At 71.3% G+C, this 19,155-nt stretch carries 20 protein-coding genes; 13 read left to right on the top strand and 7 right to left on the bottom strand.

The window, feature by feature from the left end; translation table 11 throughout:
• The first annotated feature begins 102 nt into the window (after positions 1–102).
• Positions 103–540 carry a sterol carrier family protein gene (locus BJ982_RS09520; RefSeq protein WP_184878511.1) on the top strand — a complete coding sequence of 146 codons (438 nt, stop codon included), beginning with the start codon at positions 103–105 and terminating at the stop codon, positions 538–540.
• Between the two features lie 95 nt (positions 541–635).
• Here BJ982_RS09520 and BJ982_RS09515 read toward each other — a convergent pair whose 3' ends face one another.
• Positions 636–1,286 carry a DUF4190 domain-containing protein gene (locus tag BJ982_RS09515; protein ID WP_184878508.1) on the bottom strand — a complete coding sequence of 217 codons (651 nt, stop codon included), beginning with the start codon at positions 1,284–1,286 and terminating at the stop codon, positions 636–638.
• 195 nt (positions 1,287–1,481) lie between these two features.
• On the opposite strand from BJ982_RS09515, the gene purF reads away from it, so the two are divergent.
• Both purF and purM read left to right on the top strand, forming a co-directional pair.
• Positions 1,482–2,918 (top strand): amidophosphoribosyltransferase, encoded by a 1,437-nt coding sequence (gene purF, locus BJ982_RS09510; protein WP_184878505.1) that lies wholly within the window; start codon positions 1,482–1,484, stop codon positions 2,916–2,918.
• The gene (gene purM, locus BJ982_RS09505) at positions 2,915–3,967 is read left to right on the top strand and encodes a phosphoribosylformylglycinamidine cyclo-ligase (protein ID WP_184878502.1); all 1,053 of its coding nucleotides are present in this window, start codon (positions 2,915–2,917) and stop codon (positions 3,965–3,967) included. The genes purF and purM overlap by 4 nt, the downstream gene beginning before the upstream one ends.
• Positions 3,968–4,245: 278 nt before the next feature.
• Here the strand turns inward: purM and BJ982_RS09500 are convergent, their stop codons facing one another.
• Together BJ982_RS09500 and BJ982_RS09495 are read right to left on the bottom strand one after the other, a co-directional pair.
• The gene (locus tag BJ982_RS09500; RefSeq protein WP_184611263.1) at positions 4,246–4,467 is read right to left on the bottom strand and encodes a DUF3073 domain-containing protein; all 222 of its coding nucleotides are present in this window, start codon (positions 4,465–4,467) and stop codon (positions 4,246–4,248) included.
• A 150-nt stretch (positions 4,468–4,617) separates the two neighbouring features.
• Positions 4,618–5,721, bottom strand: coding sequence for a Leu/Phe/Val dehydrogenase (locus BJ982_RS09495; protein ID WP_184878499.1), 1,104 nt, complete (start codon positions 5,719–5,721; stop codon positions 4,618–4,620).
• Positions 5,722–5,967: 246 nt separating this feature from the next.
• Here BJ982_RS09495 and BJ982_RS09490 point away from each other — a divergent pair, with 246 nt between their 5' ends.
• Both BJ982_RS09490 and bldC read left to right on the top strand, forming a co-directional pair.
• A complete protein-coding gene (locus BJ982_RS09490) occupies positions 5,968–6,846 on the top strand; it encodes a DUF8083 family protein (protein WP_184878496.1) in 879 nt (292 codons plus the stop codon).
• Positions 6,847–7,167: 321 nt separating this feature from the next.
• Entirely contained in the window at positions 7,168–7,371 is a 204-nt protein-coding gene (bldC, locus tag BJ982_RS09485) for a developmental transcriptional regulator BldC (protein ID WP_013133571.1), read from the top strand.
• Positions 7,372–7,788: 417 nt separating this feature from the next.
• On the opposite strand, the gene BJ982_RS09480 is transcribed toward bldC, so the two are convergent.
• Positions 7,789–8,388, bottom strand: a complete 600-nt coding sequence (locus tag BJ982_RS09480; protein ID WP_239123423.1) for a TetR/AcrR family transcriptional regulator — start codon at positions 8,386–8,388, stop codon at positions 7,789–7,791.
• A gap of 220 nt (positions 8,389–8,608) precedes the next feature.
• Between BJ982_RS09480 and BJ982_RS09475 the strand changes: the two genes are divergently transcribed.
• The 5 genes from BJ982_RS09475 to BJ982_RS09455 all read left to right on the top strand — a co-directional run bounded on the left by BJ982_RS09475 (position 8,609) and on the right by BJ982_RS09455 (position 13,463).
• Entirely contained in the window at positions 8,609–9,712 is a 1,104-nt protein-coding gene (locus BJ982_RS09475) for a LacI family DNA-binding transcriptional regulator (protein ID WP_184878490.1), read from the top strand.
• A gap of 165 nt (positions 9,713–9,877) precedes the next feature.
• Positions 9,878–10,126, top strand: a complete 249-nt coding sequence (locus BJ982_RS09470) for a hypothetical protein (RefSeq protein ID WP_184611253.1) — start codon at positions 9,878–9,880, stop codon at positions 10,124–10,126.
• A 149-nt stretch (positions 10,127–10,275) separates the two neighbouring features.
• Positions 10,276–11,124, top strand: coding sequence for an N-acetylmuramoyl-L-alanine amidase (locus BJ982_RS09465; protein ID WP_184878487.1), 849 nt, complete (start codon positions 10,276–10,278; stop codon positions 11,122–11,124).
• A gap of 115 nt (positions 11,125–11,239) precedes the next feature.
• On the top strand, positions 11,240–12,946 hold the full coding sequence (locus BJ982_RS09460) for a beta-N-acetylhexosaminidase (protein ID WP_184878484.1): 1,707 nt from the start codon (positions 11,240–11,242) through the stop codon (positions 12,944–12,946).
• Positions 12,947–13,043: 97 nt separating this feature from the next.
• Positions 13,044–13,463, top strand: a complete 420-nt coding sequence (locus BJ982_RS09455; RefSeq protein WP_184878482.1) for an ester cyclase — start codon at positions 13,044–13,046, stop codon at positions 13,461–13,463.
• Positions 13,464–13,477: 14 nt separating this feature from the next.
• Here the strand turns inward: BJ982_RS09455 and BJ982_RS09450 are convergent, their stop codons facing one another.
• The 3 genes from BJ982_RS09450 to BJ982_RS09440 form a co-directional block, all read right to left on the bottom strand.
• Complete coding sequence (locus tag BJ982_RS09450; RefSeq protein ID WP_184878480.1) at positions 13,478–14,551, bottom strand: quinone-dependent dihydroorotate dehydrogenase; 1,074 nt, start codon at positions 14,549–14,551, stop codon at positions 13,478–13,480.
• 412 nt (positions 14,552–14,963) lie between these two features.
• Positions 14,964–15,668 carry a GAF and ANTAR domain-containing protein gene (locus tag BJ982_RS09445; RefSeq protein ID WP_184878478.1) on the bottom strand — a complete coding sequence of 235 codons (705 nt, stop codon included), beginning with the start codon at positions 15,666–15,668 and terminating at the stop codon, positions 14,964–14,966.
• Between the two features lie 610 nt (positions 15,669–16,278).
• Positions 16,279–16,683: a nuclear transport factor 2 family protein gene (locus BJ982_RS09440; protein WP_184878476.1), complete on the bottom strand. Its 405-nt coding sequence runs from the start codon at positions 16,681–16,683 to the stop codon at positions 16,279–16,281.
• Positions 16,684–16,828: 145 nt separating this feature from the next.
• Here BJ982_RS09440 and BJ982_RS09435 point away from each other — a divergent pair, with 145 nt between their 5' ends.
• The 3 genes from BJ982_RS09435 (at position 16,829) to BJ982_RS09425 (ending at position 19,066) form a co-directional block, all read left to right on the top strand.
• Positions 16,829–17,818 (top strand): glutathione S-transferase family protein, encoded by a 990-nt coding sequence (locus BJ982_RS09435; RefSeq protein ID WP_275411750.1) that lies wholly within the window; start codon positions 16,829–16,831, stop codon positions 17,816–17,818.
• A 155-nt stretch (positions 17,819–17,973) separates the two neighbouring features.
• On the top strand, positions 17,974–18,516 hold the full coding sequence (locus tag BJ982_RS09430; RefSeq protein WP_203959349.1) for a MarR family winged helix-turn-helix transcriptional regulator: 543 nt from the start codon (positions 17,974–17,976) through the stop codon (positions 18,514–18,516).
• 49 nt (positions 18,517–18,565) lie between these two features.
• A complete protein-coding gene (locus BJ982_RS09425) occupies positions 18,566–19,066 on the top strand; it encodes a hypothetical protein (protein ID WP_184878474.1) in 501 nt (166 codons plus the stop codon).
• Positions 19,067–19,155: the final 89 nt, after the last annotated feature.

The raw sequence follows: 19,155 nt of genomic DNA, 5'->3' as shown, positions 1-19,155 counted from the left end.
GTTCCTCGTCCGGACCGTACGGCCGCCACCACAACGCGAGGTGAACGACGCCTTCCAGCGGGATGAACGCGTCGCGGGCCGGGCGCGGGGCAGGATAGAGGCGTGCCCGCACGCAAGATCGACCCCGAACGCATCCGCGCCGCGCTGGACTCCCAGCTCGCCGAGCTGGGCGAGCACCCCTACGACGGCCCTCCCCAGGCCGCCCCGGACGCCGCCGTCCAGGTGATCCTCGGACTCTACGCGCGCGGGCTGCGTCCGGAGAAGGATCTCGCGCGGCTCGCCGTGCGGGTGTCGCTGGACCGTCTGGCCGACAAGGCGCCCGGGCGTACGGTCGAGGTGCGCGTGCCGCCGTACGCGGCGGTGCAGTGCGTGCCCGGCCCCCGGCACACGCGGGGCACTCCCCCGAACGTCGTCGAGACCGATCCCCGTACGTGGCTGGAGCTGGCGACGGGCCGTATGACCTGGGACGACGCCATGGAGGCCGGGAAGATCAGCGCGAGCGGCACCCGCGCAGACCTGTCCGAGTACCTTCCCCTGTGACCAATGTGACCGATGTGACCCCTCTGCCCTTTCACCCTCTGCGAGCCCGCCCGGACGGCACCGCCTGAGACGGCCGGCGGACGGGCGGGCGTCGTTCACGGGGAGGGCGACTGTACGTTCACTCCGAGTTTGCGTTCCACGCACTGCTGGGCCTCGGCCTGGGTCGGCAGCGTGAAGCACTCCTCGAAGTTGCTGTAGAACCAGGTGAACCCGATGATCGCCAGGATGATCGTCAGAGCGCCGAGGACGATGCCGGCGATGCCGCGGCCCCTGTTGGTGTTCCGCGCCACGGCGATGATGCCGAGGATGATGGCGACGATCGCCGTGAGCACGCCGAGGCCGCAGATCAGCAGCAGGAACAGGCTGACGATGCCGAGCACCATCGCCGCGGTGCCGAGCCCGCCCCGCGCGCCCGGCGGCTGCCCGTAGCCGGCGCCGTAGGGCGGCGGGCCGTACGGAGGCGGCTGCCCGCCGGGAGGGCCTTCACCCGCGGGCGGCCAGCCGTACGGCGGCCCACCGCCGGGTGTCTGGCCGTAGGGGGGTCCACCGCCGGGTGTCTGGCCGGAAGGCGTCCCACCACCCGGCGTCCGGCCGTACGGGGGCTCACCGCCGGGTGGCCGCCCCTCTTGGCCGTACGGAGGGCGGTCGCTCGGGGGACGTTCGCCCGGGGAGGATCCGCCGCCGTCGCGGCGGCCTTGCGGGTCGTCCCACCCGCGGGAGTCGTTCGGATCGCCAGATGTCGTCACGGTCCGCTCTTTCGACCTGGGCATGCCTGATCACAAGCCTTCCCTGTGATCCTCGCCGCACGCGCGCCCGACACGGCGAAAAGACACGAAATTCGGCCCGCGACCGGCGGGAGCGTGCCTCCTGGGACGACTTCGGCGGACCCTGGCCGCACCCGGATTACCGTGCGGCGAGACGCCCAACTTAGACTGAAGCACGTGCTAAAGGGCGACGGCCGGCTCGGACATGACCTTGACCCTCAAGACCACGCACCGCGGGATGCCTGCGGGGTGTTCGGAGTGTGGGCCCCTGGGGAGGATGTCTCCAAGCTCACCTACTACGGGCTGTACGCGCTGCAGCACCGCGGACAGGAGTCCGCGGGCATCGCGGTCAGCGAAGGCAGCAGAATCCTCGTCTACAAGGACATGGGCCTGGTGGCCCAGGTCTTCGACGAGTCAGTGCTCGGCACGCTGCGCGGGCACCTGGCGATCGGGCACTGCCGTTACTCCACCACGGGTTCCAGTGTGTGGGAGAACGCGCAGCCGACGCTGAGCTCCAGTGACGGAGGCGGGCTGGCGCTCGCCCACAACGGCAACCTGATCAACACCCCGGAGCTGATGGCCCGCCTTCCGGCGGGCACCATCCGGGCGACCACCGACACCGAGGTGCTCACCTCCCTGCTCGCCCGCGACCCCGGCACGTCCATCGAGGACGCCGCGGCCGACCTGTTCCCCAAGGTCAAGGGCGCCTACTCCCTGGTCTTCATGGACGAGAAGACCTTGTACGCCGCCCGCGACCCGCAGGGCATCCGCCCGCTGGTCCTCGGCCGGCTGGAGCGCGGCTGGGTGGTGGCCTCCGAGACCGCGGCGCTGGACATCGTGGGCGCCACGTTCCTGCGCGAGATCGAGCCGGGCGAGCTGCTCACGATCGACGAGCGCGGCGTGCGTTCCCGCCGGTTCGCGCTGGCCGAGCCGAAGGGCTGCCTGTTCGAGTACGTCTACCTGGCCCGTCCCGACACCACGATCGCGGGGCGCGGCGTGCAGGCCACCCGGGTGGAGGTGGGCCGCAGGCTGGCCCACGAACACCCGATCGAGGCCGACCTGGTGATCCCGACCCCCGAGTCCGGGACGCCCGCCGCGATCGGCTACGCCGAGGCGAGCGGCATCCCCTACGGCCAGGGGCTGGTCAAGAACTCCTACGTCGGCCGCACGTTCATCCAGCCGTCGCAGACGATCCGCCAGCTCGGCATCCGGCTCAAGCTGAACCCGCTGCGCGAGGTGATCGCGGGCAAGCGCCTGATCGTCGTGGACGACTCGATCGTGCGCGGCAACACCCAGCGGGCGATCGTCAAGATGCTCCGCGAGGCCGGGGCGACCGAGGTGCACGTGCGCATCTCCTCGCCGCCGGTGTCGTGGCCGTGCTTCTACGGCATCGACTTCGCCACCAAGGCGGAGCTGATCGCCGGGTCGAAGGAGGTCGAGGAGATCCGCGAGTCCATCGGCGCCGACAGCCTCGGCTTCATCTCGCTGGAGGGGCTCACCGAGGCGACCACGCTGCCGGCCGACCGCCTGTGCCGGGCCTGTTTCAACGGCACGTACCCGATCCCGATCGACCGCGACAACGTGGGCAAGTTCGTCCTGGAGGCCAAGGCGTGACCGCCGGGAACGAGACGTCCGGGGCGAGTTACGCCGCGGCGGGCGTCGACATCGAGGCGGGCGACCGCGCGGTCGCGCTGATGAAGGAGCGCGTGGCGCGGTCGCGGCGGCCGGAGGTGGTGGACGACGCCAGCGGGTTCGCCGGGCTGTTCGACGCCTCGGCGTTCCTGCGGTACAAGCGGCCGTTGCTCGCGACGTCGACCGACGGGGTGGGCACCAAGGTCATGCTGGCCCAGGCCCTCGGCAGGCACGACACGATCGGCATCGACCTGGTCGGCATGGTGGTCGACGACCTGGTGGTCTGCGGGGCCGAGCCGCTGTTCATGACGGACTACATCGCCTGCGGCAAGGTGGTCCCCGAGCGCGTCGCCGAGATCGTCGGCGGGGTGGCGGAGGGCTGCCGGCTGGCGGGGTGCGCGCTGGTGGGCGGCGAGACCGCCGAGCATCCGGGCGCCATGGGCCCCGACGAGTACGATCTGGCGGGCGCGGGCACCGGGGTCGTCGAGGCGTCCGAGCTGCTCGGGCCGGCCCGGGTGCGCGCGGGCGACGTCGTGCTGGGCCTGGCCTCGTCCGGGGTCCACTCCAACGGCTACTCGCTGGTACGGCACGTGTTGCGCACGGCGGGCCTGGCGCTGGACGCCTCGCTTCCCGAGCTCGGCCGCCGTCTCGGCGACGAGCTGCTGGAGCCGACGCGCATCTACTCGCTCGCCTGCCTGGAGCTGACCCGCCGCGTGGAGGTCCACGCGTTCGCCCACATCACCGGGGGCGGGCTCGCGGCGAACCTCGCGCGCTCGCTGCCGGGCACGGTGGACGCCCTGCTCGACCGCGGGTCGTGGACGCCGCCGGCGATCTTCGAGGTGATCGCCGGGCACGGGCGGGTGCCCGCCGCCGAGATGGACCGCACGTTCAACCTCGGGGTGGGCATGTGCGCGGTCGTGGCCGCGGAGGCTGCCGATCCGGCGCTGCGGCTCCTGCGCGAGCACGGGCAGGACGCTTGGATTCTGGGCGAGATCGTGCCGGGTTCAGGGCAGGCCCGATTCACCAGCTGACGGGCACGGGCTCCGGCCGCCGGGCCGGCACGGAGCCCTGTGTCTCGCACGCCGTGCGAGAGCATGCTCTTCTATCACATTGCCCGGCTTCTCCTGACCTGTCCGGCGTGGGCGCCACGCCGGGACCGTCGGCGTGTCCGCGGGGGCCCTTGATGCCCCAGGGCACGACGAAGAGCTCCTTGCCATCAGGGATGGCAAGGAGCTCTTCAGGCGCGCGAAGGAGGCACTCGGCGAGCCGTCGCTCACCGGGTGCCCACCGGCGTCAACCCGAAAATCGCCTACCGGCGACGAGACCTGTCGTCCTCTTCGTCGTCGTCGATGTCGGCGTAATCGGCGTACCGATCGGCCAGTTCATCGTCGACGGCGTCCACATCGTGTCGGTTGGAGTCGTGATTGACTCCGAGCTCCTCGCGAAGACGGTCAAGATCGGTGCCGCCACTGTTGTACTTGAGCTGGCGAGCAACCTTCACCTGCTTGGCCTTGGCTCGGCCGCGCCCCATCGGCTCGACCCCCTCATGCGGGGTCGTGCCCGACCCCTCGTCGCTAACGCATCACGCGCTGATGCCGCCTGACTTCCGGCGTCAGCTCTCGTTCGCCTACAACCGTACCTGTTTTGCGCGCCTCTCGGTACGCCGTATGGGCGTCCACAGTCAGCGGCCCAGCCAAATACCCCTAAGCCGACCAACTTCCGACATTCTGCGCTCGGCCAGCCTATCGGCCGCCGCCGCTGGTGGAACACCTTCCTCTTCGGCGATCGAAAAGATCTTCAACGTGGTGTCGAAGATCTGCGTCGCCTTTGCCCTGGCGCGGTCCATGTTGAAGCCTTCGATCTCGTCGGCCACCTGGATCACGCCTCCGGAGTTGACTACGTAGTCCGGAGCGTAAAGGATGCCCCGCTCTTCGAGCTGCTTCTCCACGCCGGGATGGGCGAGTTGGTTGTTGGCCCCTCCGCAGACGATCTTCGCGCGGAGCGTCGTCACCGCCTCGTCGTCGAGCACGCCGCCCAGCGCGCACGGCGCGTACACGTCGATGTCGGCCCGCTTCATCGCCGCGGTGTCCGCCACGACCTCCACCCCCGGGTGCGCCGCGCGCACGCGCTCGACGGCGCCGGCGTTGACGTCGCAGATCACGACCTCGGCGCCGTCCGCCACCAGGTGGTCGACCAGCCGGTACCCGACCTTCCCGACGCCCTCCACGCCCACGCGCCTCCCGCGCAGGGTCGGAGAGCCGTAGACGTGCTGGGCTGAGGCCCGCATGCCCTGGAAGACGCCGAACGCGGTGCAGATCGAGGAGTCGCCGGCGCCGCCGTGCGCGGGGGTGCGCCCGGTCACGAAGGAGGTCTCCCTCGCGATGACGTCCATGTCCTCGCTGTAGGTGCCCACGTCGCAGGCGGTGAAGTACCGGCCGCCGAGCGATTGGATGAAGCGGCCGTAGGCGCGCAGGAGCGCCTCGCTCTTGTCCTTGACCGGGTCCCCGATGATGACGGCCTTCCCGCCGCCGAGGTCCAGTCCGGCCAGCGCGTTCTTGTACGCCATCGCCCGCGAGAGGTTGAGCACGTCGGCGAGGGCCGTCTGCTCGTTCTCGTAGGGGTAGAAGCGGGTGCCCCCGAGCCCGGGGCCGAGAGCGGTGTTGTAGATGGCGATGATCGCGCGCAGGCCGCTGCGGTCGTCGGAGCAGAATACGACCTGCTCGTGTCTGGCCTGTCCGATCGAGGGGCCCGTGTCCTGGTGGGACGGCCCGAAGACGTCGGTCACTGTGGTGACTCCCGGTCCATATCGTCCGCCGCCTCATCGCGGCGAATCCTGGAAAACCACCATATCCATCTGACCACGCCCGGACCATGATCGTCCACGCGTCGGAACCCACATCCCATCCACCGGGCGGTGCGGGGCCGTCCGCGGGCACGGCCCGGCGCGCCCAGGAACGGGCCGCCACGCCATTGAACGTGGTGATCCTCGCTCGCTCGCGTCGGCTCGCCGCTCCATGGCACCATTCGAGATGTGCTGCCCTACGCCGCCTATCTCCGTGTCTACGAGCCGTTGTCCGCGTTCACCGAACGTGAGCGCACCTTCTGGGCGGCGTACGCCGACAGCAAGGACCGTCCGCGCCGCGCTTTCGCCCTGGAGGCCGAGCACGCGGAGGCCGTCAGGCGGCTTCTCGGCGTGCCCCCGATGCCGGCCCCCGGAGCCGAGAGCACCAACGCCTACCTGCGGCGCATCGAGGAGACCTTGTACGTCTGCCCGTGGGAGAGCAGGCTCAGGTCCTGGCTGTCCTTCGCCCGGTTCCGGGGCGCCACGCCGCTGAAGCTCGCCGACCGCTTCGTGCCGCGCGCCATCGCCGAGCAGACCGCCGACGACTTCGACCGCTTCAAGCAGAAGGGCGGCGCCGCGGCGCTGCGCACCCACATCCGCACGAGCACGTGGCACGTGCCGACGTCGTGGTTCGTGCCGTTCGACTCGGCGGAGCGGTGGCTCGTCCTCGGTCACCGTGAGGAGCCGGCGGCCGAGCCTTCCGCGCCCACCACGACGGCCCCGGCCCGGAACCTGCTGTACGTGACGTCGATGGCGCAGGCCAGGCGCAGGGTCGCGCGTGCGCTCGCCGTGATCCGCAGGCACGTGGGCGAGGTCGGCGCGCTGGCCGAGGTCGAGGAAGTGGGGCGCTGGCTGGAGGAGTTCCACCCGCACTCGCTGGTCGAGCTGGACTACGGCGGCCTGGTCCACGTCATGGACGACGCCACGCTGCAGGCCGACCAGTCCGCGGCCGAGCTGGCGGCGGCGCTCACGGGGTTGGACACGGGTCAAGAAGAACTGGCCTACGCCATGTATCAGCGGGTGATCGTGCGCTGGAAGTCAATACAAGCCCTCGAATCGGCGAACTGAACCGCAAATCATGCACGTGACCTGCAAAAGTAGGTAACGGGAGTCACCAGCTCGCTTCTGCGAACTGAGTAGTTTGCCGTTTTCACTGCGATACCACGAAACGTGTCGCTAGAATCACCGAGCGTGACATCAACCCGTGGACAAGGCGTTGTACTTTGAGGGCTCGCCAATCGCTCTACGTGGCTGTATGGTCACATCGGGTGATACCGCATATGGTCCAGAAAAATCCGTACGAACTGGATCATTGCGGGACATCCGTGACAAGCGCCAACACAAGTCGCAGGATCGCTGTCGCCGGTCCACGGAGGAGAGGCCGCACAAATGTCAGCTCGTACACCCGAGGCCGAGCCACTGCTCACCCCGGCGGAGGTCGCCACCATGTTCCGCGTCGACCCCAAGACCGTTACTCGGTGGGCGAAGGCGGGCAAGTTGACGTCCATCCGCACCCTTGGCGGTCACCGGCGGTACCGGGAGACCGAGGTCCGTGCGCTGCTCGCGGGCATCCCGCAGCAGCGTTCGGAGTGACGCGGGAACCGTCAAGGACCTAGGGGGGAGAACCGGCGCGCTCGCGTCCCGTATGTGAGCGCGTCCACCACACCCATGACCGCGTGGGAGCGGCCCGGGGATGACGGAGGGGCACGGTCCCCCCGCCCGTCCAAGGGTCGCGGACATCGCGACGAGGTCATGGGGATTGGCGTGGGAGGCGCCGCCCGCCCGGCGCCGGCCCACAGAAGCCATGCGGACAGTCCCGGTGGATAACGGATCTAGGGCCTCCACCGCACGGTGGCCCTATCCGCCGCCCGGGGCGGCGTGCCGCAGACGTACACCCGCGGCCGGACCGGCCGCGGCGATACGAAGCCGTCACCAGGACGCCACACCTCGCGGGGAAGCATCACGGATCGCTCTCCGGAGGCGGCGTCACGGGGGGTCACCCCGCGGCGGTCACCGCCCGAAGTCGGCGATCAGCCCCTCGACACGCCCGTCATGGCGGGCCGCCACGCCGAGCAGGGCCACCATCTGTTCCACCAGCAGGCGCTCCAGCGCCGCGCGGTCCACGTCGCGGTTCTCCAGCCAGTCCAGGCCCGCCGTCTCGACGCACGCGATCCAGGACCTCAGCGTGACGCGCAGCGCCGGGCTCGGCTCGCCGACGCGCATCCGACCCATGATCATCTTGACGAGGCGCCGCCGGACGCCCTCGATGATCTCTCCGACCTCGCCCGCGCGGTTGGCCGGGCCGCCGCGCAGCAGAGCCGCGAACCCCGCCGCGTGGTCCTCCACGAAGTCGAAGTACCGGGCCAGGCCCGCCCGCAGCTCCTCGATCACCGTGCCGTCCCCCGACGGAGTGAGCCGCGCCTCCAGTTCCACCGCCGCGCTGCGCAGGGCGGCGACGTACAACTCCTGCTTCCCCCCGTAGTAGTGGTACACCAGCGCCCGGGACGCGCCCGCCGCCGCGGCGACGTCGTCGATCGAGACGTCCTCGGCGTCGTACTTGCTGAAGAGTTCCAGCGCCGCGGCCAACAACTCCTCGCGGCGGCGGTCCACGCTGAGCCGGCGACGTGCCCGGCGCGTGCCACCCCTACCCGAATCCTCGCGCTCACCTGGGGCCCTTGATGTCGCACCCACAATCCGCACACTATCTGAGGGCGTGCCCAATAAGGGCGGCCCCGAGGACCATCCAGCGAGGCGCACAAACACCCGTACCCTTCGCGCGACTCGATCGTTTGGTCTGACAGGTGCACATCCACTCAGCGTGGGGAGAACCATGTCAGGACCGTCCATCCAGACGACCGCCCGGTACCGATCCGAGGTCGGCCCGGCCGAGCACGCGCTCGGCGACGCGCACGGACCGCGTCCCCGGCCGACGATTAGGAACGTTGCAGAACGCGCGGGCGTCTCAAAGTCGCTGGTGTCCTTGGTGCTGCGAGGGTCCCCGCACGTCAGCGAACACCGCCGCGAGGCGGTGCTCCAGGCGGCGAGGGAGCTCGGCTACCGGCCCAACGCGGTGGCGCGCAGCCTGGTCGAGGGCCGCACCCACCTGGTCGGGGCGCTGGTCGCCGACCTGCACAATCCTTTCTACGCCGAGTTCCTGGACGGACTCCAGGAGAGCCTGCACGGTGACGGGCTGCGGCTGCTGATCGGGAGCGGGCGCTGGGACCCCGCGTTCGAGGAGGAGGCCGTCGAGGCCTTCCTGGAGCTCCGGGTCGACGGCCTGGTGCTGCTCGGCGTGGCCCCCAGCAGCGAGACGCTGGCCGAGGCCGCCGCCTACACCCCCACGGTGGTGGTCGGGGAGCGCGACGTCGAACTGGAGAGCGTCGACATCGTCGTGGACGACGACCAGCTCGGCGCCAGGCTCGCGGTCGACCACCTGGTCGAGCTCGGGCACCGGCGCATCGCCCACATCGAGGGCACGCCCTCGTCCTCGGCGCGGTTCCGGTGCGAGGGATACCTGATGGCGATGCGCAGGCACGGGCTGGCGCCGCACATCATGGTCGAGCACGGCGACTTCACCGAAGAAGGCGGCAGGCGGGCGGCTCGCGTGCTTCTGGAACGTGACCCCCGGCCCACGGCGATCTTCGCGGCCAACGACGTCGTCGCCCTCGGGGTGCTCGTGGCGGCGAGCGAGCTGGGGCTGCGCGTCCCCGAGGACCTGTCGGTGGTGGGGTACGACAACACGCACCTGGCCGCCGTCCACCACATCTCGCTGACCAGCCTCGACCAGCCCCGCAGGGCCATGGGGCGGTCGGCCGCCGCGCTGCTGAGCGACCGCATCGGCGACCCGGCGAAGGTGGGCAGATTACGGCAGGTCACGCCCAAGCTGGTCGTGCGGCACAGCACCGGCCCGGCTCCAAGTGATCCCCAAGGCTAGGTCAACATCCACGGCATCGGCGCATCGCCCGTGTTGACTCGTACCATGGCGCCGGCACTCCGGCGTGCCGGACCGTAGCCGGGACGCTCGCTTGTCGTGGGGGCGGCGGGCGGGCAGGCGATGCCCGCCGGGCCAGGCGGCCGGCGCCTGACCTGGGGGTTGGACATGCGTGATCCGGAACTGGTGTCGTGCGCCCAGCGCGCCGCGGCCGAGCTCGAACGTGCCTGGGCGCACTGGAGGGCCACCCGCGGCAAGGACGACGAGGGGACCACGGAGTCGGTCGCCAGCTATGTCGCCCACTCGATCGACCATCCCTGGGGACGCCCCCGCGTCGTCCTCGGTCTGGACGCCGAGGACGCCCGCGAGCTGGCCGCCCTCCTGCAGCGGCAGGATCTGGGCGAGCCCGCCTGGTGATCTTCCGGGGCCGGTCGTGGACCGGTCCCGCGCCTCCTTCGCGCCTGTGGACGACGTCGCGGACTCTCGCCTTCTGTGGACAACGGCCGGGTCACCTCTCCGGTACACGTAGGTTGAAAGCCGAGACTTCGTCTGCGAAGGGGATCATCGTGACCAGTCGAGCACTGGCCGCCGGGCTCCTGGCCTTGTGCGGGCTGGGCGCCACGGCCTGCGGGGCCGTCTCCGCCTCCGGCGCCGAAGGCGCCGCCTCCCCGCGTGCCGCCGACGCGAAGAGCGCGCCCGGGCGCGCCCCCTCGACCGAGGTCCGCGCGGCCGGCGCGGCCGACCCCACGCCGGCCAAGCCGCTGGCCGGCAAGGTCATCGTGATCGACCCCGGCCACAACGGCGGCAACTACCGCCACCCGGAGGTCGTCAACAAGAAGGTGAACGTCCTCACCGAGTGGAAGCCCTGCGACACCACGGGCACCGCCACCAACGACGGCTACTCCGAGGCCGCCTTCACCTGGGACGTCGCCAACCGCATGGTCAAGCTGCTGAAGGCCAAGGGCGCGACCGTCAAGCTCACCCGCGCCGACAACTCCGGCGTCGGGCCGTGCATCACCCAGCGCGCCGCCATCGGCAACAAGGCGCACGCCAACGCGGCGGTCTCCGTCCACGCCGACGGCGCGCCGTCCTCGGCCAGGGGCTTCCACGTGATCATGCCGAAGAAGATCGGCGGCCCGGTCGACCCGGTGGTGGGCAAGTCCGCCAAGCTCGGGCTCGCCCTGCGGGACGCCTACAAGTCCGGCACCGGCATCCCGTACTCGACCTACATCGGGAAGGACGCGCTCGACTACCGCAGCGACCTCGGCGGCCTGAACCTGTCGACCGTTCCCAAGGTGTTCGTCGAGACGGGCAACATGCGCAACCCGCGCGACGCCGCCAAGCTGAAGGACCCGTCCTTCCGCCAGCGCATCGCCGACTCCCTGGTCAAGGGCCTCGAGAACTACCTGACCTGACCGAGCGGCATCGGGCCGGCGGCGGGCGTGCCGGAGTACGGAAGATCGTTCCAGGATGCAGCATTTGATCGTGGTGGCATTGCTCGGGCGGAGGCTTTTGGGATGAGCTGTGGATATGAGTGACCTCATCCCGCGTCCGCGTCTCGTCGATCAGAGTTCCGGTTCGTTTGAGTTCGTCCCGCGAGCCGTGGTGTCCGGTCCGTCCGATCTCGTGGACGCCGTACGGCTGGCGCTGGCCGTGCTCGACCTCCAGGACGCGGCTCCCGGGGCGGGGTCCTTCGCGGGCGGGGCACAGGAAGCCCCGCGGTCCGGCCCCGGCGGGGCCTCAGAGCCGCGTTCCGGGGCGATCACCGTCGAGCGGGATGAAAGCCTAGGGGCGGAAAGTTACGCCGTCACAGTGACTTCTGAGGCCGTCCGAATCACCGCGGGCGGCGCGGCGGGCGCGCTCTACGCCGGGCAGACCCTGCGGCAGCTGCTCCCGCCCGAGGCGTTCCGGTCCGTGGCCGTGCCCGGCGTCCGCTGGTCCATCCCCTGCGGCCGCGTCGAGGACTCTCCTCGCTTCCCGTGGCGGGGCGCCCACCTGGACGTCGCCCGGCACTTCATGCCCAAGCGCGAAGTGCTGCGCATGATCGACCTGCTCGCCGCGCACAAGCTCAACCGCCTGCACCTCCACCTGGTCGACGACCAGGGCTGGCGCGTCGAGAGCCGGGCCTACCCGCTGCTCCACGAGGTCGGCTCCCATCGGGCGCAGACCACCACCAAGCCGTACCGCGACGGCCCGGAGGGCTTCGACGGCAAGCCGCACGGCGGCTACTACACTCTGGCCGACCTCGCGGAGATCGCCGCCTACGCCCGCGCCCGCGCGGTCACGGTCGTCCCCGAGATCGACGTGCCGGGCCACGCCTCCGCGATCGTGGCGGCGTACCCGCACCTCGGCGCGGACCGGTCCACGCCCGTCGAGGTCCTGGACCGCTGGGGCATCTCCCCCGTCATCCTGTCGCCGCTGCCCGAGACCGTCGACTTCCTGGCCACGGTGTTCTCCGAGGTCATCGAGGCGCTCGGCTCGGTGCCGTACTTCCACATCGGCGGCGACGAGTGTGTGCTCGACGACTGGGCCGCCTCCGAGGAGATCACGGCCTACCAGCGCTCGCTCGGGCTCGACGCGCCGGCCGGCCTGCACGCCTGGTTCCTGCGCAGGCTGGCCGACGTCCTGGCCGAGCACGGCTCACGGGCGGTCGTGTGGGACGAGGCGTTCGTGAGCGGGCGCCTGCGCGAGGACACGATCGTCATGCCCTGGCGCGGCATGCCGGTCGGGCGGCGCGCGGTGGCCGCCGGTCACGACATCGTGGCGACGCCGGTCTTCCCCCTGTACTTCGACTACGCCGAGGCGGCCTCCTCCGAGGAGCCCCTGGCGATCGGCGACACGACCACCCTGGACGACGTCCTGGCCTTCGAGACCGTGCCGGAGTCCCTCACCCCCGAGGAGGCGCCGCGCGTGCTCGGGGCGCAGTTCCAGCTCTGGACCGAGCGCATCCCCGACGGCCGGGCCCTCGACTACCGCGCCTGGCCGCGCGGCTGCGCCCTGGCCCAGCTCACCTGGTCCGGCGACGCCGACGGCTTCACCGCCGCCCTGCCCGCCCACCTGGCCCGGCTGGACGCCTACGGGGTCGAGTACCGCCCGCTCGCGGGCCCCCACCCCTGGCAGCGCGGCGGCACGGGGCTGCGCGCCCATCACCCGGGCGAGGTCAAGGTGCGCGACATCATGCGCCACGTGGAAGAACTCACCCACGACGCCGACTCCACCCGCCCCAGCCTCACCTGAGCGGCACGCTCGCGATCCGCCCTGGGTAGGGGGGTGAGAGAAGGCGCCCGGCGTCGCGGCCGCCTCTCGCGCATCCGCCTACGGGGAGGGCGACGCCATGACCGAGGCACGGCAGGTGCACAACAGGTACATCGCCGCGTGGAACGCCCACGACATGGACAGCCTCGTGCGCACCCTGAGCCCCGACGGGGTGACCATCAGCCCGGACTGCGTCACCCAGGGGTTCGAGGAGCTCGCCTCGGTCATAGGGGAGTTCTGGGAGGCGTTCCCTGACGTCCGCACGACGGTCATGGAGTCGTACGACGACGGCGACACGGCGATCGACGAGCTGCTGATGCAGGGCACCCATCTGGGACCGTACCGGACCCCCGGCGGCCGCGTGGTCGAGCCCACGTACCGCCGGATCTCCCTGCGCTGCTTCTACCTCACCACAGTCGAGGACGGCCTCATCGTCAGCCTCCGCCTCTACTTCGACCAGCTACAACTCCGCGACCAACTCGGCCTCCCCTGCGAATGACCTCCCGCCGAGGGTCAGGTGGGCACTCGGCCTATCACCTCGCGGATCGAGGTGTAGCCGTGGCGGCGCAGGCGGCGGGAGAGGGCGCGGTTGATGCGCCAGGGCCACAGGGGGCCCTCATAGATGAAGCCGGTGTAGCCCTGGACGAGGGTGGCGCCGGCCAGGAGGCGCTCCCAGACGTCGTCCACGTTCTCGACGCCTCCGACCGAGACGAGCGTGACCTGGTCGCCGACGCGGGCCCGGAGCCTGCGCAGGACCTCCAGCGAGCGGGCCTTGAGCGGACGGCCGGACAGGCCGCCGGTCTCGGCGGCCACGCCGGCGTCGGCCTTGGAGAGCCCCTGCCTGCCGATGGTGGTGTTGGTGGCGATGACGCCGGACAGGCCGAGTTCGACGGCGAGGTCCGCGACGGCGTCGACGTCCTCGTCCGCCAGGTCGGGTGCGATCTTGACGAGCAGCGGGGTGCGCCCGGCCGCCCGCCGCACTTCCTTCAGCAGGGGCCGGAGCAGCTCGACGGCCTGGAAGTCGCGCAGGCCCGGGGTGTTGGGTGAGCTGACGTTGACGACGAGGTAGTCGGCCAGCGGCGCGAGCTTGCGGGCGGCGGCGACGTAGTCGCGTACGGCCAGCTCCTCCGGGATGACCTTGGTCTTGCCGATGTTCACGCCGACGACCGCGGGGACGCCGCGGGGGCGGCGCAGCCGTCGCGCGGCCGCGTCGGCGCCCGCGTTGTTGAAGCCCATGCGGTTGACGATGGCGTGGTCGGCGACCAGCCGGAACAGCCGGGGGCGGGGGTTGCCCGGCTGGGCGTGGGCGGTGATGGTGCCGACCTCCACGTGGCCGAAGCCGAAGGCGGCCAGGGCCTCCACACAGCCCGCGTCCTTGTCGAAGCCGGCCGCGAGCCCGAAGGGGCTCGGGAAGTGGACGCCGAACGCCTGCACCCGCAGGGCCTCGTCCCGCGGCGCGAAGCGGCGGTACAGGCGCCGCTTGGCGACCGGGGCCATGGAGAGGACCCGGAGCGCCCGGATGGTCATGTGGTGCATGGTCTCGGCGTCGAAGCGCCGCAGCACCTGCGCGAAGAGCAGTCGATACATCACGGGTCAGCGTAGCCGGGTTCGGCAAGGGCTCTATGTGGGGCCCGGCCGGACGGCCCGCGCCCGGTCGACGCGCCGGCTCGCCGGCGGGCGGACGCGGACCTCCCGCCGGGGAACGAGCGCCCGGACGCCCGGAGCGGGGGCGCCGCCCTGGGCGAGGGCCGGGTGATCGTGACCGTGCCGTCCCGCCGGCGCGCGGCGGCCTGGCCACCACGGCACGCGCGCGCCCGGGCAGGTGAGGAACGTGCCACAGACGAGGTCGAGGTCCCCGCGGAGGGCGAGGGGCGGGGAACGGCGGCGGCACCGTCCAGGGCGCGCTCCGGGGGGCCGGCGGTGGTGGGGGGGCTGGGTGAGGGCGCCGGGCCCGGCGGAGGCGGGTGCGGGGGCAGCGTGATCACGGTCGGCGTTCCCTTCAGGCGGGCGGCGCCTGTTCGCCGAGGATCTCGGCGGCGAGGTCGGCGACGCGGCGCCGGCTGTCGCGGGCCCGTTTGCGCAGGCCCGTGAACGCCTGGGCGGCCGTGAGGTCGTGTTTGCCCATGAGGTAGCCGATCGCCCGCTCGATCACTATTCGATAGTCCAGGGCGTACTGCAACTGGTCGGCGAGGGCGCTCTTCTCCTCGGCCTTCACCGCGGCGGCCAGCACCTCCTCGATGACATGCGCGTAGGCGAGCAGCGCCTGCGTGTCGGACTCTTCCCAATCGTGCGGTTCCGCCTGGTACACGTTCAGCGTGCCCACCGGCCCGTCACCCAGGCGGACGGGTACCCCCGCCACCGCGCGCACCCGGGAGTCAAGGAGCGCGGCCAGTTCCGGCCAGCGCTGGTCATGCTGGACGTCCCGGGTGGTCACCGCCGTGTTGTGGAAATACGCCGACACGCAAGGCCCGCGTCCGAGAGCGGCCTGCGCGTGCTCCAGGCTTCGGCCGGCCTCATCGGTCGTGACGAGGTAGCGCAGCGTCTTGCCCTCGTCGGCGAACATGAGACCCGCCCCGGCGTAGCCGAACAGGCGGTCCACCACCCGCACTATGCGTTCCAAATGGTGGACCACCCCGGTCGCCTCCGAGGCCTTCTGCAGGCCCCTCAGGCTTGCTATCAGGGCCTCCGGATCAATACGTGTCATATTCCATCCTCTTGCTGAACCCTCACCCCAGCGTCGGCGCGTTCATGGAGAGGCATGCGTTTCCGCCATCCATCTGCCCGAAATCGGGCACGCTAGTCCCACTTTTCGCGGACAGCGAGGGAGAGCACGCCGAAAAGCCCGGCTCGCGCGGCGATCCGGGCAGCGAAAAGAGGGACTCGGGCATGCCGCCCACACCGTCCGGCGGACGGCGTGCCGCGGCGAGCGCGGCCGACGATATGCGGAGCCACAGCGCGCTTGACATGCGCTTGGCATGGTCAACGCCCGTGCCAATGGCGGTGCCACCTCCATGTGAGGAAGCTCCGCGGACACAGGGCGGAATGATCTGCGACAAAGCGTAGTGCTGCGCGATGACAGGAGCCAAGTGGTTGACCCACCTGGTCCACGCAAAGCGCCGGCGCTGCCCGAGTCGGACGCCACGGCGTCACGGCGACACGTGACGCCGCCGCGCGCGGGAGCCCATATGGTCAGGGCGCCGCCCGGCGGTTCACCTGCCCGGGGACTCCCCGTCAGCCTATGCCGTCCGCGCCCCTCGACGGGACGCGCACGGCGTCACCTACGTCACACCTGTCACCGGACCGTGATCGGCCCGTCACAGGAACAGGTCGCCCTCGGGTTCCCGGTGGCCGTCGGAGACGTGCCAGTAGTCGCGGATCTCCACCGCGAGCCCGTCCGCGCCGAAGCGCACGGCGACGCACCCGGCCAGCGTGACCGGCCTGCCGCCCTCGCTCTCGACGAGGAACGCGCGGTATTCGGCGAAGGCGCGGTCCCCGTCCACGATCGGGGCGCCGAAGCGGACGTCGGTGGCGCGCTCGGCGCCGAACGACCACCGGATGTACTCCAGCACCTCGGTGCGCCCTCGGTGAACGGGGCGGAAGGGCATCGAGCGGTGGACGGCGTCCTCGGCGTAGAGGGCGCCGATGAGGTCGGCGTCGTGCGCGGCCCAGCCGCGCTCCCACGTGCGCGCGAAGCGCTCGGCCGCTTCCCTGGTGTCCATGGCGCCATCCTCGCCCATGGGCGGACCTTTACCGCGAATCCGGCCATGTTCCAGGCGATCCCGGTTGCGCGCGGGGTCCGCCGGGCGGAGATGATGGAGGGGAACCCGCGGAGGAGCGGGTCGTGGCGCGGGGAGGAACGCAGCCGTGACGAACGCAGCGACCGTCGCGAGCCCGGTGGACTTCGAGGTCCACGGCGACTACGGGATCAAGGCGTCGACCGGCGCCGGAGGCGCGTTCAGCCGGCCCGCGTACGCCTTCCGGGGCCGGATCACCGCCGACGGCTCCAGCGGCCACCCGGCCGAACCCGGGCGCTACCACCTGTACGTGTCGCTGGCCTGCCCATGGGCGCACCGCTCGGTGATCGTGCGGGCCCTGAAGGGCCTGGAGGACGTGGTCTCCCTGTCGGTGGTCGACCCGGTGCGCGACGGCCGGGGGTGGGCGTTCCGCGAGGGGCCCGGGCACACCCCCGACCCGGTGAACGGGTTCGCGCTGCTGCGGGAGGCGTACGAGGCGAGCGACCCCGGCTACGACGCTCACGTGTCGGTGCCGGTGCTGTGGGACCGCGAGACGGGCCGCATCGTCAGCAACAACTTCCCCGACATCACCATCGACCTCGGCACACAGTTCGAGCGATGGGCGAACACCGACGTCGATCTCTACCCGGTGGACCTGCGGCCCGAGATCGACGCGCTGAACGACCTCGTCTACACGACCGTCAACAACGGCGTGTACCGCTGCGGGTTCGCCAAGAGCCAGGAGGCCTACGACGAGGCCGTCGTGGCGCTGTTCGCCACGCTGGACGACCTGGAGGCGCGCCTGGGCACCGGCCGGTACCTGTTCGGCGACCGGCTCACCGAGGCGGACGTGCGCCTGTGGGTGACGCTGGTGCGGTTCGACACGGTGTACGCCACCCACTTCAAGGCGAACGTGCGCCGCGTCGCGGACCACCCCAACCTCTGGGCGTACACCAGGGACCTGTTCCAGCGCCCGGCGTTCGGGGGCACCACGAACTTCGACCACATCAAGCGCCACTATTACACGACGCACCCGCAGATCAACCCGACGCGCATCGTCCCGGCCGGGCCCGTGCTCGACTGGGACGCCCCGCACGGCCGGGAGAATCCGTCGTCCTGACGACGGCTCGGCACCCCCCGTTCTCCGGGTGGCCCCTCCGGCCCTGGCACGGTGGCCCCCACCCGTGATCAAAGCTCCACGCACTTCACCAGAGTCCATGGACTTCCACCGTCGAGAACAGGGAACCGCGCTGCCGGCGACCCGGAGGAGGGCACGTGTCGGCGGACCGACCAGCAGAGGGCGGAGCGGCGGCACCCGACCTGCTCACCCTGATGCGCCGTCTGACCGTGGAGCTCGACCGGTTCGCCGAGCGGTTCGCCTCCGACCACGGCCTGCACCGCACCGACCTCAACGCCGTCGTCGTGATCATGGATGCGGTCAGGGGAGGCGCGCCGCTGACGCCCGGCAGCCTCGCGGGCGCGCTGAACCTGAGCGCCCCGGCCACCACCGCGCTGCTCAACCGCCTGGAGCGGGCCGGGCACGTCGAGCGGCGGCGCAGCGCGACCGACCGCCGCAAGGTCGAGCTGACCCTGCGCGCGCAGGCCGTCGCGCTGGCCGAGCGGTTCTTCGCGCCGCTGGCCGACAGCCTCGCCTCCGTCTTCGACAGGTTCACCGACGAGGAGCGCGGGGTGATCCGCAGGTTCCTCGACGCCGGCATCGGCGCGGCGATCGCGGCGCGCGAACGGCCGGCCGTGGGCCGGTCACACCCGCGCGGCGGCGGGGCGGCAAGCGGATTGAAACGCCCGCAAGCCGATTGAAAGCGGTACGCCCCACACTGCGGGTATCACGACAAGAAAGGCCCCCCCGATGACGATCACCCGCACCCTCGCCGGCCTCGCCGCGGCCGCCGCCTTCGTCTCCTTCGCCCCCGTCGCCGCCCAGGCCGCCACCGGCCCGTCCGGCGCGAGCGCCTCCGCGACCGCCGCCAAGACCGTCAAGTGGGGGACCTACTACGCCCCCGGCAAGCGCGCCAAGGCGCTCGGCGGGCTCGTGGCCACCGGGGAGGACCACGCCGACATCCCGACCGCCGACTCCGTCAGGATCTCCGGCAAGGTGACCGACCTCACCCGCACGAAGGGCTGCGGCTGGGCGGTCTTCCGCGTCACCTACCTCGACAAGAAGGGCGGGCTCCCGTTCCGGCACCACAGCGTGCTGGACTGCTCCTACGGCACGCCCAAGTCCTTCTCGTTCGGCTACCGCGACGTCTACCAGGTCGAGCTGAAGGTGTGCTCGGAGCCCAAGGCCGCCAAGCCCTCGCTGAACTGCCTGTACGCCGGCACCTGGAAGGTCGTCTACCTGTCCAAGTGACGGCCCGCCCCGGGAATCGGCAATTCACACGGCCCGCGCCCGCCGCGGGCCCATTTCAGCGTCGCTATCGCGACCGCGAATGTATATCA

It is taken from the genome of Sphaerisporangium siamense (assembly GCF_014205275.1).
Lineage (GTDB): Bacteria > Actinomycetota > Actinomycetes > Streptosporangiales > Streptosporangiaceae > Sphaerisporangium > Sphaerisporangium siamense.
The sequence above is the reverse complement of the archived record's forward strand: the minus strand, read 5'-3'. Positions and strand labels throughout refer to the sequence as shown.